This window comes from Ruegeria sp. HKCCA5463 (assembly GCF_013034175.1).
GTDB lineage: Bacteria > Pseudomonadota > Alphaproteobacteria > Rhodobacterales > Rhodobacteraceae > Ruegeria.
Window position 1 is genome coordinate 1 of record NZ_WQFL01000017.1, and the last position, 12,447, is coordinate 12,447.

The 12,447-nt window shown below is 55.7% G+C and carries 11 protein-coding genes and 2 pseudogenes; 5 read left to right on the plus strand and 8 right to left on the minus strand.

All coding sequences use genetic code 11. The annotated features are described in order from the left end of the window. Window positions 1–164: 164 nt before the first annotated feature. On the minus strand, window positions 165–371 hold the full coding sequence (locus tag GOW09_RS22445; protein WP_171727292.1) for a hypothetical protein: 207 nt from the start codon (window positions 369–371) through the stop codon (window positions 165–167). A 212-nt stretch (window positions 372–583) separates the two neighbouring features. On the opposite strand from GOW09_RS22445, the gene GOW09_RS21525 reads away from it, so the two are divergent. Both GOW09_RS21525 and GOW09_RS21530 read left to right on the plus strand, forming a co-directional pair. After that, a complete protein-coding gene (locus tag GOW09_RS21525) occupies window positions 584–1,186 on the plus strand; it encodes a DUF928 domain-containing protein (RefSeq protein WP_171727293.1) in 603 nt (200 codons plus the stop codon). A 32-nt stretch (window positions 1,187–1,218) separates the two neighbouring features. Beyond that, a complete protein-coding gene (locus tag GOW09_RS21530) occupies window positions 1,219–3,090 on the plus strand; it encodes a CHASE2 domain-containing protein (RefSeq protein WP_171120875.1) in 1,872 nt (623 codons plus the stop codon). A gap of 2 nt (window positions 3,091–3,092) precedes the next feature. Here GOW09_RS21530 and GOW09_RS21535 read toward each other — a convergent pair whose 3' ends face one another. Continuing rightward, window positions 3,093–4,742, minus strand: a complete 1,650-nt coding sequence (locus tag GOW09_RS21535) for a caspase family protein (protein ID WP_253284322.1) — start codon at window positions 4,740–4,742, stop codon at window positions 3,093–3,095. 626 nt (window positions 4,743–5,368) lie between these two features. Between GOW09_RS21535 and GOW09_RS22735 the strand changes: the two are divergent. After that, a pseudogene (locus GOW09_RS22735) lies at window positions 5,369–5,500 on the plus strand (IS6 family transposase); the annotation flags it as partial. A 228-nt stretch (window positions 5,501–5,728) separates the two neighbouring features. On the opposite strand, the gene GOW09_RS21540 reads toward GOW09_RS22735, so the two are convergent. The 6 genes and pseudogenes from GOW09_RS21540 to GOW09_RS21560 all read right to left on the minus strand — a co-directional run bounded on the left by GOW09_RS21540 (window position 5,729) and on the right by GOW09_RS21560 (window position 11,012). Next, on the minus strand, window positions 5,729–5,902 hold the full coding sequence (locus tag GOW09_RS21540) for a hypothetical protein (protein WP_171120879.1): 174 nt from the start codon (window positions 5,900–5,902) through the stop codon (window positions 5,729–5,731). Then, window positions 5,899–6,660, minus strand: coding sequence for a tyrosine-type recombinase/integrase (locus tag GOW09_RS22740; RefSeq protein ID WP_254442774.1), 762 nt, complete (start codon window positions 6,658–6,660; stop codon window positions 5,899–5,901). Before GOW09_RS22740 ends, GOW09_RS21540 begins: the two co-directional genes overlap by 4 nt. A gap of 360 nt (window positions 6,661–7,020) precedes the next feature. Next, window positions 7,021–7,203: pseudogene (locus GOW09_RS22920) on the minus strand (DUF6538 domain-containing protein); the annotation flags it as partial. Window positions 7,204–7,240: 37 nt separating this feature from the next. Beyond that, the gene (locus tag GOW09_RS21550; protein ID WP_171120883.1) at window positions 7,241–7,432 is read right to left on the minus strand and encodes a hypothetical protein; all 192 of its coding nucleotides are present in this window, start codon (window positions 7,430–7,432) and stop codon (window positions 7,241–7,243) included. Window positions 7,433–8,280: 848 nt separating this feature from the next. Further along, entirely contained in the window at window positions 8,281–9,828 is a 1,548-nt protein-coding gene (locus tag GOW09_RS21555; RefSeq protein WP_171120885.1) for an arylsulfatase, read from the minus strand. A gap of 446 nt (window positions 9,829–10,274) precedes the next feature. After that, window positions 10,275–11,012, minus strand: coding sequence for a class I SAM-dependent methyltransferase (locus GOW09_RS21560; protein ID WP_217360303.1), 738 nt, complete (start codon window positions 11,010–11,012; stop codon window positions 10,275–10,277). 6 nt (window positions 11,013–11,018) lie between these two features. Between GOW09_RS21560 and GOW09_RS21565 the strand changes: the two genes are divergently transcribed. Next, complete coding sequence (locus GOW09_RS21565; protein ID WP_171120889.1) at window positions 11,019–11,918, plus strand: LysR family transcriptional regulator; 900 nt, start codon at window positions 11,019–11,021, stop codon at window positions 11,916–11,918. 16 nt (window positions 11,919–11,934) lie between these two features. Continuing rightward, window positions 11,935–12,426 (plus strand): ATP-binding protein, encoded by a 492-nt coding sequence (locus GOW09_RS21570; protein WP_171120891.1) that lies wholly within the window; start codon window positions 11,935–11,937, stop codon window positions 12,424–12,426. Window positions 12,427–12,447 lie beyond the last annotated feature (21 nt).

The following is a 12,447-nucleotide window of genomic DNA, read 5'->3' on the forward strand; positions in this document are numbered from 1 at the left end:
GGACTTTCGAGCGGACAACGGCGAATGACCGTATCGAGCCCAACCTGTGAATTGAGTTTTCTCGCTGCGCGTGCTCGCAACACAAATTTAAATGCGTCAGCAACAGCCTGATCGCGGTGATGTGGCGCGGAAAACGGCCATTCGAGCCGAGCGCAGCGAGATGTTTACAGGCAACGAGAAAGGCGCGGACAAAGCGCCATTTCGCTGTGGTCGCGCAGGTTAGGGACTTGCTGATAGGCGGAATTTCCTATCACAAGCGCAAAGCGTTCGGTTTTGGCTTCGGCAGCATGTGGCCCGACCACAACCAGAAAATCATCAAAAATACCGAACGCAGCGGCCCCATTTAATTGCCGATCCCATGAAACAGACACTCTCCGATGCTGGACAGTGTCACACCTTGCCACGAAACCCCGCAGCGACCGAGGGCAAGTTCAACACAGGTGAAATGGAACGGAAACTGGACTCACGCCCCTGTTCACGCCTAGGCTTGGTGTATTCGGTTTTCTTGATGATTGTTTTCTCGGGGCGTGCTGTGTCGTGGGCTTGGTTAGCAAAAACAGTTTTTATAAGCGTGTTGATCGTAGTGCCGCTACTTGGCGGCGCGGCTTGGGCAGCGGGTCAAGAGGACGGCGCTGACACCCCGCCCGAGATCGTATTCATCCCGCCAGAAATCGGTGTGCCCAAGGACAGGATGGGCGCGGGTACCCGCGATGTCTCGCTGAACACGGATTCTGGCTTGCTGCTGTTGCTGGTGCCCGAGGGCGGTGGATTGACGACCCTGGCCGCGCCGCCGCTGATCTGGCGGTTGACCCTTGGTCACAGAGGCTATGCGACCGTCCAACTCGCCCCCGTTGGCCAAGCTGCGCCTGAGCTGCGGATCGAGGGGCCATTCCCGCCGGGTGATTACGGACTGGACCTTGGCCGGTCGGGTTTCGAATTGGACACCAACCTGATTTACCTCTGGCAGGTCGCGTTGATCGATCCAAACAGCGGCAAGGCGGTCGCGCGGTCATCAGGATTGATTGAGCGTGTGCCGGATGCGCTGAAATCCGGAACGGCCGCAACCGCCGGGCTTTGGTTCGACGCGCTTGCCGAAGTTACCCAGATAGGGCTGAGCGGCCGGGCACAGGCCAAAAACCCGGCTGCTGTGGATCAATTGCTTACCTCGGCTGGCGTGGGTCAGTGATATCCAAGCCGCAAAGACACACATGGCAACGCATGTCGTCGCTGATGACGGTCTGGCAACGCTGGACCCTGGTCTGCGTCATCACCGTGATCGTAGGCCTGCCGCTGATCGCGCTTCGTCACAAGGGTGCGCTGGAACGGTTTGAACTGTTGCAATACGACTGGGCAACCTCGGCCTTAGCGCAGGCGGAACCGGTGGACGATGTCTATCTGGTGGCCATCACTGACACGGATCTGAGCGACTGGGGCTGGCCAGTGCCGGATCATCAACTGGCGCAGATTGTCGAAACGCTGCTGGACGCAGGTGCGACGGCGGTGGGCGTGGATATTTACCGTGACGTTGCCGCTGGGCAGGGACGGGACGCGCTTCTTGCGGTTCTGGCTGATCCCAGGGTCTTTGTTATCTCGAAACTGCCGGACGGCGCGTCTGCAGGTATTGCCGCGCCGCGGCGTGCGCATTCGGGGTTTGCCGACATTCCGATTGATCCTGATGGTGTCGCCCGCCGCGCATTATTGCTGGTCAACACGCTGGACGGGCTGGCGGTGTCGCTGCCGATGCGACTGGCCGCAGCGCATACAGGACAGCCTGCGTTGAAAAGCGATCCCAATGACCCGCGCGTTCTGATGTTTGGCGACACGGCAGCCAAACCCCTGAAGCCGGGCGCGAACCTGTTTCGCAATGTTGATACATCCGGCTATCAGATCACCATTGACTACAAAAACGCCCTACCAATCGCACATAGCATTCCGGCCGCCGAGGTTCTGGCCCAAACCGGCCTTGAACGGTTCGACGGCAAAGCCGCAATCATCGGCGTCACCAGCCATTCGGTAAAAGACTATTTCTCGACCCCGCTCAACCGTTCGACCGGGGCCGATTTCACCTTTGGGGCCGAAATCCACGCTGCCATCACCCAGCAGTTGATCAGCTATGCCGATCGTCAGGGCGTACCGCTGCGAGCGGTGAGTGGATGGATGTCTGCGGGGCTGATCCTTGCATCGGTCTTTCTGGGAGCCTCTATTGCGGTGTTTGTGCGTGCCACCGGAAACGCGGTGATGATGGCAATCGTGGGGAGTATTGCACTGATTGCCGGGCTGTCATTGTTTCAGCAGGCGTCGATCCTGATGCCCGTTGCGCCCTCGTTTCTGGGCTGGGCTAGCGGTTTTTTGTCTGGCTTCGGCATCATTTCGGGCGTGTCACGCAAGCAAAGGCGCACCCTTGCACAGGTGTTTTCTTCGCATCTTTCAGAAGAGCTGTCGGTCGAGTTGTGGAAGCAGCGCCGCAGCCTGCTGTCGGGCGGCAAACCCGGTTCGCGCCAACTTTATGTCACGGCGCTGCTTGCGGATATCGAGGGCTCGACCCGCGCCGGAAAAGTGATGGAGGCCGATGCCTTCATGTTGTGGATCGCCCGCATTCTGGACCGGCTGGGCGAGATCGCTCGCGCCCATGGCGGGTTTGTCGAGAAATACACCGGCGACGGCATCCTTGTGGTGTTTGGCGCGCCCATTCCAAGCGAAACGGATGCGCAGCGTCAGTTGGATGCGCAATCCGCATTGCTTTGCGCCCGCGCCATGCGCTGCGCCATTGCCGCCTTGAATGACATGCAGAGGGACCAACCAGCATACAAACTGCGCATTGCATTGAACAGCGGTGGTGCCATCGGCGGCACGTTGGGGGTCAGCGGGTCGATGCATTACAACGTCATCGGGGACACGATCAACGTCGCGGCGCGGTTGGAAAGCTGGATCAAGACCCTGCCGCCCGACCATGACGGGTGCCGCTCCATATGTATGACGCTGGAAACCGCGCGGTTGATAGACCCGGCGCGCGACTGGCCGGTCCTGCCGGGGCTATTGCACGACGATGGCACAACGGAAATCCCGGTGGTGAAAGCACCTGAGGTCTAGGCCTATTGCCGGGTCAAGACGACGTCGACATACCAGTTCTTGTCAAATCGCCCCTGATTGCTGCGTATGGGTGTGTTTGGGGCCAGGGTTGATGGCAGGTCCAATGTGATCGAAAAGGGCACTTCGTAGACCGAGTTAAACAGAAAATTGGTCCGCCCCGAGATTTTCAAGCGTCCTTTGTCCGACAGCGATGCCCGATACTGCTTGGACCTGCTGTCACCTCCTTTAGAGCGGTCGACAGCACCGACAAGCGTAAATCCGTCCTCGGTCTTGATGTAATTCAACCAAAGCACAGTATCGATTCTGGACCCGGCATCTGATCCCAACGGGTCGGGGCGTCTGCGAATATTGATGACGTATTCGCCATTGAACCCGTTTGCCGCAACGGCGGCGGGTTCTGGTTTGGACCCTGCCTGGCCACGGCTTGTCCAGTTGCCCGGTTCGGGTGCGATTCTGCTGAGAACAGCATAGCTTTCCGCGCTGAGATAACCGGTGGTGGCCACGCCGCCCTGACGTTGAAAACGGCGCAGCGCGGCGCGTGATCTGGGGCCGAAAATGCCATCCGCAGGCCCGGCAGAGAGCCCAAGCGCGTTCAGCCCTCGCTGCACCGCGCGAAAATCGTTGCGGTCAAGGTTCAATCCCGCCTCGGTCGCCGGGGTCGCGCCTTGCCGTGTTGTCGAGCTAGTTTCATGGGTGGCCCCGTGCGGGGTCGCTTTGGTGGTGCTTGGCGCGACAAGTGCGGCGGGGGTTCGGTTTGTTCTTTTGGCCGCCGCGACAACGCCCTGAGCGTATTCTCCGGCTTGCGTGCCGGGATAAAGCTGCGCAATCAGGGACAAGGCGTTCAGCTTGGTTGTCTCATCCGTCAAATTCAGCGCTTCGCGCAAAACCCGCTGCGCAGCGTTGTGTCGATCCAACGCAGGTGGCGCGGCGACTGTGGGCGAGGTTGGTGCGACCTCGGGCACGCTGACCGCTGCGGGCACAAGAAAGATGTCCCGCCCTGGCAATGAGCCATAGGTAAACGGTTCCTGATACCCGTCGGTCAGCGTAAACACTGTGTCGCGCACCTTTCGGAACATTTTTCCAAGTTCCAACCCCGGAACCTCGATATGTTCCAGCAGGGCTTCGGCATAGGGGCTGTTGCGGCCCCCTCCGTCCAACGCCAGCGTACCACCGCGCGCGGAATAGCCGACCAGCACACCGCCAGGGTCAATACTGCCCAGACCCTGACCGATGGAGCGCGTTGCAATTGTACGCTCCATATCCGACAGAAACGGGTTGTTCCGGCACGCATCCACCAGAACCAATTTCAAACCCGGCACCGAGGAAACGGCCTTCAGGACCGAATCCAGCCGGATCGCCTCGTATTCCACATCCCTGTCATTCCTAAGCTCGGCATTGGTGGGAATCAGGTAGTTGATATTGTCGATCTCGATCCCATGACCGGCGAAATAGACCAGCACTACATCGGCCCCCGCCGCCTTGTCGGAAAAATCCCGAAGGGCAAGCCGCATCTGGCGATAATCCAAATCGTACAGCGCGGTCACGTCGAAGTGGATGCGATCCAGCGCTGCGGCAATGTCCTGGGCGTCATTGGACGTGTTGGGAAGGTTCGAAACATAGTCATATCGCGCGTTTCCGATCACAAGCGCCATGCGTTTGGTGCCAGAGATATCAGCTAGCGCAACAACCGGTCCGCAAAGCAAAAGCAGGCCCAGAAAGAGTCTGAGCGGCGAAAACCCAGAGAAAGCAATACGCAGCAACATAGGCCCGAACACTAGCACAATTTGCCTCGTCGTGCGACTTTGGCGTGCGGCGTGGGCCATAAGTCAGGAATCTAGCGTCGGGCGTTTCTTCACTTGCGCTCTCACATCGAGTATCGGGGAATGCGTAACGACTCATCTGTTAATGGTGGCATGGTCAACCCGCACACCGCGATCGTCCATGGTCTTTTCTAAGTCACGACACGACACTGCGCTTCGCAGATAAAGTGCGTATGATGCAAAACCGATTCCTTGCGAAGGTGGCAGCTTTTCTATGCGATCATTGTAATATCTGTTCGCCAACTTGTTTACAGGAACGAACGTCAAGTTTCACTCCCCTGACAATCAGGATCCAGAGTTTGCACAACATTCGGTTGCCCCCTGCTCTGAAACCACTTCACCAGGTTTTTTCAACCCTGCTCAGCCCTTCAATCTAACTCGTAGGTCCTTCACATACTCGGCGGGGTCTTGTCAGAACTTTGCTTGAGCGGGGCAGGACGTTTGCGTAGCTTTTGCCCATCACCAGACCTGCCTGTTTCAAATACTTTAGAACCAGTCCCGAGATCATCCGCCTTGCAGTGATGCATTATGTTCGGTTCTCAATATCGGCTCGGAACGTGGAAATTCTGTTGCATGAGCGCGGCATTGATCCGCAAAGTTTAGGCGCATTAAATGGCCGGTTCGACGACTTGGGCTGCAACGCGGCAACAGTCCTACTGCGTACGCGAAGCGATGCTGCGTCAGCAACAGCAGGAACAGCAAAAGGCGGGTTTGTCCGCAACTCGGTCGTTCGGTCATTATTCCGCTATGTCCGCTTCCGCAAAAAAAGCAAAGTGAGCGCCCCCGGCAACCCGCTGTGGGCCGCCGAGGGTTGGGTGTCAGGGTGGTTTCCGGTTGACGACATAGTCAGCCAGCCACTGCCAGTAGGCTTCGGCATCCCGGAACCCTTGAGCCCGAGCAGCCAGATCTTCCGCTGCCTTACGGGTGCAACCACCATCGTATTCGGCGATAGCAGCCCGCTCCTCGAACGCATCAATGTCCGGGAACGTCATGCCGGGAGTCCTATCTTATCGACGATAGACCGACGTTGCTCGTCACTGATCCCTGCCGAGTAGATGCCGTAGGTAATCCCGTTCTCCGACCGGGCCGATTGGTGACCGACCAGAGAGGCCGTGAAGTGCTCAGGAACACCGGTTCTCTCACACTGGGTGATGAACCACTTGCGGGTCGAGTGAAACACCAGCCCCGGTCGATCAAGCTCCAGCCGTCGGCGCAGTCTCGCGAAGCCCTTAGTGACATGTGCCACGGTGAGGTCGGGGAACAGAGGACCAGATGATGGTAGCTGCCGGAACGTCTCATCCAGCACCGGGTGAACCGGAACCAGTCGTTCAGCGGCGTCGGTCTTCAGCAGTCGCAGTTCATTGGGTCGAACATGCACGAAGCAACCGAGATTGCCCTTGGCCACGAGGTCTTCCCGGAGCAGCCCCACCGCTTCCCCCGCTCGCATTCCTGATAGCAGGCAGGTTAGCAGAACCGGATGCAATTCACGGTCATTGGCTCCCAGCAACCGCACGACTTCATCGTCAGTCGGAACCGCATAGGGTTGAGGACGCACCTTGCGATCGAAGGGCACTGTCCGGAACGGGTTGACCTCCAGATGCCCTTCATAGACCACCCAGTCGAGGAAGTGATTGACCTGCGACCAGATACGCCGCTGAGTTCTGGCCGTGATGGTCACCGCCCCACGAGACGAGTACGCGACTAACTGGTCCAGGGTCAGCCCACGGGTCCGTTCCGACTTGCCGATCATCGGAGACAGTTGGGCTATTGCGGACAGAAAGTCTCGCCCGTCTATTCTGGTCAGACTGCAAACAGACTGGTCACCATATCGGCTAGTGAATAACCCAACAGAGTATCGGACCGATTTAAACCCGCTGGGTCGTAGTTCATTACTACGCCGGGAAAGATAGGCTCGGCTCAGGTCACGAACGGGCACTTTCATCGGCGCTGATGGCCTGATGAACTTAGATCGCTCCAGACTGCATCCAGAGTCCTCCAGAGTGGCCCGGAGACGGACGAGAGACGATTCCGGCCGGTCAACCCAATCAGGAACGTCAGCAGTGTTCTCTGGGGCAGACAGAGTCTCCTCTGCCTGAGCCCGCACCTGTTCAACCAACGTCTCGAACCGGGCATTGACTTCAGCGGCACGAACACAGGCTGTTCTGGGATCACTGGTTTTGAGGCTCTGCTTCAGGGCCTGAGCGCCCAGCGCGAGAGCGACGTCAACGGGATAGTTCCGTCTGAACAACCACGTATGGCCCTTCAGATAGGCATAGCGAATGTGAGCAGACATCAGTCTCCTCCTTTCAGATTTGGAATGTGGGATGGGATCAGTTGGTTGAGACGAGTCGAACGATCATCTCCCGAACCGGTTCACCGTAGGCTCCAGCCAGAGGGCCAGTGACGGCATGGCCGGTCACGCAGTCTTCGAACACCTCTTCCACTCGGAACAGGTGCTCAGGGACGTCATCGAAGGCGCAGACGACCACGACGTCACCGGGGTTCAGCTCCAGCTCAGTCATCGTTGGACCTCCACGTCCAAAGGACCGCCAGCAGAACCAGCGCCGAGACAGCGGGGTGAGACCGTGTAACCACCCAGAGCATCGTCGTAAGGACAGCCTTGGGCGGTGGGTGCAAAAGAAAACCCCCGACGAGAACGCCGAGGGCAGACAGGTACTTCATGGATCAAACTCCTGCAGTTGCTTCTTTATTTAGATGCAGGAAGTTGCTCGATTTTCGGGACGAAGGAGCGAATGATACCCGCTGGGTTGTTTGCGCGCGGTACCTGCATTAGCCTGAACCTCCCAAGGCGATTACTGGGTGAGGCCAGAGCAGGTCTATTTCACGGGGTTGAGATCGGGGGGGGTAAAAAATGACTGATACTGAATGCAACTATCAACGGGTAGTTTCGGTTGAAGAAGTCAGGTGCGCCCTTGAAGAGGCACAGTGCCAGCACTGTGGCATAACCACTAATGAACTAATGTCACACGGGGAGTTGCTTGAGATTTGCGGTGAGGAACTTTGCTCCGACATCTCAACGGGCAAGAAAACGTTCATCACGATTGCACTATGCCCAAGCTGTCATGCGCGGGCACACCAAGACGCTCAGAACAAGCACAACCCCTGCCAAATAAAGGCTCGGTGGAGCCGAGAAGGCCTAGCGTAGCGGTTTGTCGGGGGTGCCCACTTTGCTTTCTTTTTTCCCAAAGCGGACTTTGGTTGAGGGCTTCCTGAATGACCGAGTTGCGGACAAAGCCGCCGTTCATTCTCTCCCTTGGACTGCGCCAAATTACAGTCCAAGGGGATGATTGCGCGTTTAAATTCGACAGAACGTTGTCTTTAAATTCAAGATCACTGGCTTTCGTCAGAGCTATTGATTGCCGGCACGGCTGGTGAGTTCCTCCATAACGTTGTCGAGGTTAAAGCTGCCGGGTTTTTGCCTTGGCGGAAATTCCTCGAAGCTTTGAAGCCATTGCCCAACGTAGGCGGAGGCCGGAGCTATCGCGAACATATGTTCAAGGAACCAGCGCTGGTAACCCATAGCGTTCTCTTCCTCGGCTCTCTCGAACGGATCACTCCGTAAGTTTGAAAGCATCGGTGCGCGCAACACCTCGAAAGGTGAGAGCCAAACATCAAGTCCATGTGCGTTCTGTTTTAGGAATGTCACCTTGTACTGTTCATAGCGCAAGGCGGCGACGCTGCCATCGTCAGTCCAATAAATGAATTCACTGCGTGGCCAATCATCAGTTTCACCTGAGAGCGACGGAAGTAGATTGTAGCCGTCCAGATGTGCCTTGTATTGGCGACCGATCGCTTCAACGCCACCATCAAGTAGCCTTTCTTTGATGTCTGGCTCGCCGACAGAAGCCATAATGGTTGGCAACATGTCCGCATGTGAAGCTACGCCATTGATCTTCGATCCCGGCTCGATGACGCCCGGCCACTTGATGACCGTCGGGACACGATAGCCACCTTCCCATTGCGTGTTTTTCTCGCCGCGGAAAGGTGTAGTACCACCGTCCGGCCACGTGAAGGTCTCGGCTCCGTTGTCTGTTGAATACATTACGACAGTGTTTTCGGCGATCCCAAGCTCCTCAAGTTTATCAAGTAGTACACCGACGTGCCCATCATGCTCGACCATGCCGTCAGGATAAACACCAAGTCCCGTCACTCCGTCGGAGTCTTCCTTAAGATGCGTAAAAATGTGCATGCGAGTGGAATTCCACCAAAGGAAGAAAGGCTTGTCCTGCTCAACAGCTCTATCCATGAAGTCCAACGCACTTGCCGTGACTTCTTCGTCAACGGTTTCCATGCGTTTTTTTGTAAGCGGCCCGGTATCCTCGATCGAGCCATCTGCGGTTGACTTGATCACCCCGCGCGGGCCGAAATTCTCCCTAAAGGTTTCATCCTTGGGATAATCTGGATTTTCAGGCTCTTCTTCTGCGTTGAGATGGTAGAGATTCCCGAAAAATTCATCGAAACCGTGATTGGTGGGGAGGTGCTCGTCACGGTCACCTAGATGGTTTTTGCCAAACTGGCCTGTCATATACCCGTGGTTTTTGAGTAGTCCAGCGATGGTGGGGTCTTCCACGGGCATGCCCTCAGGTGCGCCAGGAAGGCCGACCTTCGTCAAACCCGTACGAATGGGAGATTGTCCAGTTATGAAAGCCGCTCGTCCTGCAGTACAGGACTGCTCTCCGTACCAGTCAGTAAATAGCGCGCCTTCTTTGGCTATACGGTCGATGTTGGGTGTCTGATAACCCATCATGCCATGGTTGTAGGCACTAATATTCCAAAACCCAATGTCATCTCCCCAAATAATCAGGAAGTTCATAGGAGGTTCATCTTGAGCGTAAACGGCCGTAGCGGTTGCGGCAAATAATGCCGCTACTATGGTGGATTTTGTTTTGTACTTCATATTCGTCCTCCCAAAATTTCTTGTTAACACCGAATAACCTACCACAAATTCGAAGTTTTTTGTTGGGACCCTTGTGGTTTCCAGGATTTCAGGCGGAAATGCGCAAGTTAATTAAAAAAATCCTGTCGACTTAAATGGCTTTACTAAACGAACTGACCGATACCTTTTTCCAGCGCTTCAAACACGTAATTGGTCACGACTGAATTCGCCGCATTTCGGAACCACGCCAAAGCGTTTGCTGGACCACTTTTTCTTCTGCTTCGGAATCGATGCTGACATTCGCCTGAATATCGCGAGCGATCGCTATGCGGACAATGCTGCCACTCGCAGTCGCATTATTTAATCGGAAACAGACCTTTGTAACATCCGATCACTTGTGAACAGTTTATATAAAACACTGTGATGCAAAGATCATTTCAAAGGACGAAGCTGTACGAACTGGAGCTTCATGTTTTTTGCGCGACAATATAACGACTCTGGAGCATCGAGGCTTGATCAGAAGTATAAAGAACTTCAAAGCCTGCGGACGCAATTTTCCTCTCAAGTGCCGATCCAGACACGAAGTTCACAAATGGGGCTTTCCCAAAAGCCTGCATGATTGGGATTGCGATCCGACTGATCATCGCAAACTGGAAACCACCGCTCTCAGGCGCGCAGACGGTTTTGGATATGAAAAGCCCACCCGGTTTTGTCAGCGCAGCAATGTGCTCGAGCGCTTGGTCCAAATCGGGCAGAAGATGAAGCAAGTTATGCGCCAAGACGGCATCGTAAGAGCCTTCGTCAAGACTGTGCTCAAGAACGTCGGCCACCTTGAAAGTGACATTCTCCAGCCCTTCTTTATCAAGCTTCTCGTCGGCAATCTCGATCATGCCCGGAGCGAGATCCGTGGCAGTGACATGGGTGACATGCGGTGCAAGCAGCAGCGCGGTTGAACCCGTCCCGCACCCGATTTCCAGTACGTTGTCCTCCGCTTTCAGGTACGACTTGGTACGTTCCACTGTTTTCAGGTACCCTTCCATGTTGCGGATTGGGTCTGCCGCATATTTTCGCGAGATTTTGCTCCAGAACGCGGCATCCTTAGACAAAGCAGCCATTTCAATACTCTCTAACAAGGTTGTCGCCGTATCCTGTAATACCAAACATTCATTTATGGAATTGCCCCAATTCGCAGAAGTGTTATGCATAAATGCATGAACTGGAAAGCCATCAATTTCGACTGGAATCAGGTGCGGTCCTTTCTTGCCACCGCCGAAGAAGGCTCGTTTTCCGCAGCGGCGCGCGTTCTTGAGCAAACTCAACCCACTGTCGGCCGGCAAGTTGCCGCGCTGGAAATGGCACTTGGCATCACCCTGTTCGAAAGAGTCGGCAAGTCGCTTAATTTGACGACTGCTGGCGCCGAGCTTTTGTTACATGTCAGAGAAATGGCGGATGTGGCGAACAGGATTTCACTTACTGCGACAAGTCAGTCGCAAGCTGTTGAAGGTCAAGTCAGGATCACTGCGTCCGATGTGATGTCTGCCTATCAGCTACCGCCTATACTGAAAAAGATCCGACTTGCAGCACCGCGACTGGAGATAGACATCGTTGCTGCAAATGACATACGAGACATACAGCGACGTGAGGCTGATATCGCCATCCGACATGTACGTCCGACGCAGCCGGATCTGACGGCAAAGCTTGTCGCCGAGGCCACGGCACATTTCTACGCGGCACCTTCGTACCTTGATCAGGTTGGACGGCCAAAAAATGAAGGCGAACTCGCTAAGTTGGACTTTGTCGGATTTGGTGACATTGACACGATGATCGGTTTTCTTGATCCGGCGGGCATTAAGGTCACCCGAAAAAGCTTCCGGGTCGGCTCACAAAGCGGGATTGTATCCTGGGAGCTGGTGCGCAAAGGGTTTGGCATATGTGTAATGTCGGATGACGTGGCTGCCCTAACACCCGGCGTCGAGCGCGTGCTCCCCGACCGTGAGCCGTTTAAGTTCCCGATTTGGCTGGCGACGCACTCCGAGCTACATACCGCACGAAGGATCAGGTTGGTGTTTGATCAACTGGCGGACCAACTTAGCGCAGGGACCATCAGGTAATCCGGGAGTTCGCTCTATGTTACAGGCTATTCCAACGCTCCACTTGTTATGCGGCAAAATTGCTTCAGGAAAATCAACTCTGGCAGCGAGACTTGCGAAAAGTGACGGGGCCGTGCTCATTTCAGAAGATGAATGGCTTAGCGCGCTGTTTGGGGATCAAATGAAGTCCTTGCAGGATTATGTAGACTGCGCTTTGAAACTGCGACTGGTCATGGGTCCTCACGTGGCTGCTCTGCTGAAGGCTGGCGTTTCGGTCGTTCTCGATTTTCCAGCGAACACAATTGAAAACAGGGCCTGGATGCGCGACCTGCTGGAAGACACTGCTGCGCGGCACCACCTTCACTTTTTGGATGTGTCAGATGAAGTTTGTCTGCACCGGCTGCACAAGCGCAACAGAGAAGGCGCGCATGCATTTGCAGCGACGGAAGATCAATATAGGCGTATTGCGCGGCATTTTGTGCCACCATCACCCGAAGAGGGTTTTAGCATCATAACTCACCGTCAGTAGCACCAGACTTTCGAAATGTCG

What these genes read in the sequence shown, in the direction of transcription:
- GOW09_RS21530 (WP_171120875.1), top strand. Translation starts at nt 1,219, where the DNA reads ATGTCGTCGCTGATGACGGTCTGGCAACGCTGGACCCTGGTCTGCGTC.
- GOW09_RS21535 (WP_253284322.1), bottom strand. Translation starts at nt 4,742, where the DNA reads ATGGCGCTTGTGATCGGAAACGCGCGATATGACTATGTTTCGAACCTT.
- GOW09_RS21540 (WP_171120879.1), bottom strand. Translation starts at nt 5,902, where the DNA reads ATGACGTTCCCGGACATTGATGCGTTCGAGGAGCGGGCTGCTATCGCC.
- GOW09_RS22740 (WP_254442774.1), bottom strand. Translation starts at nt 6,660, where the DNA reads ATGATCGGCAAGTCGGAACGGACCCGTGGGCTGACCCTGGACCAGTTA.
- GOW09_RS21550 (WP_171120883.1), bottom strand. Translation starts at nt 7,432, where the DNA reads ATGACTGAGCTGGAGCTGAACCCCGGTGACGTCGTGGTCGTCTGCGCC.
- GOW09_RS21555 (WP_171120885.1), bottom strand. Translation starts at nt 9,828, where the DNA reads ATGAAGTACAAAACAAAATCCACCATAGTAGCGGCATTATTTGCCGCA.
- GOW09_RS21560 (WP_217360303.1), bottom strand. Translation starts at nt 11,012, where the DNA reads ATGCATAACACTTCTGCGAATTGGGGCAATTCCATAAATGAATGTTTG.
- GOW09_RS21565 (WP_171120889.1), top strand. Translation starts at nt 11,019, where the DNA reads ATGAACTGGAAAGCCATCAATTTCGACTGGAATCAGGTGCGGTCCTTT.
- GOW09_RS21570 (WP_171120891.1), top strand. Translation starts at nt 11,935, where the DNA reads ATGTTACAGGCTATTCCAACGCTCCACTTGTTATGCGGCAAAATTGCT.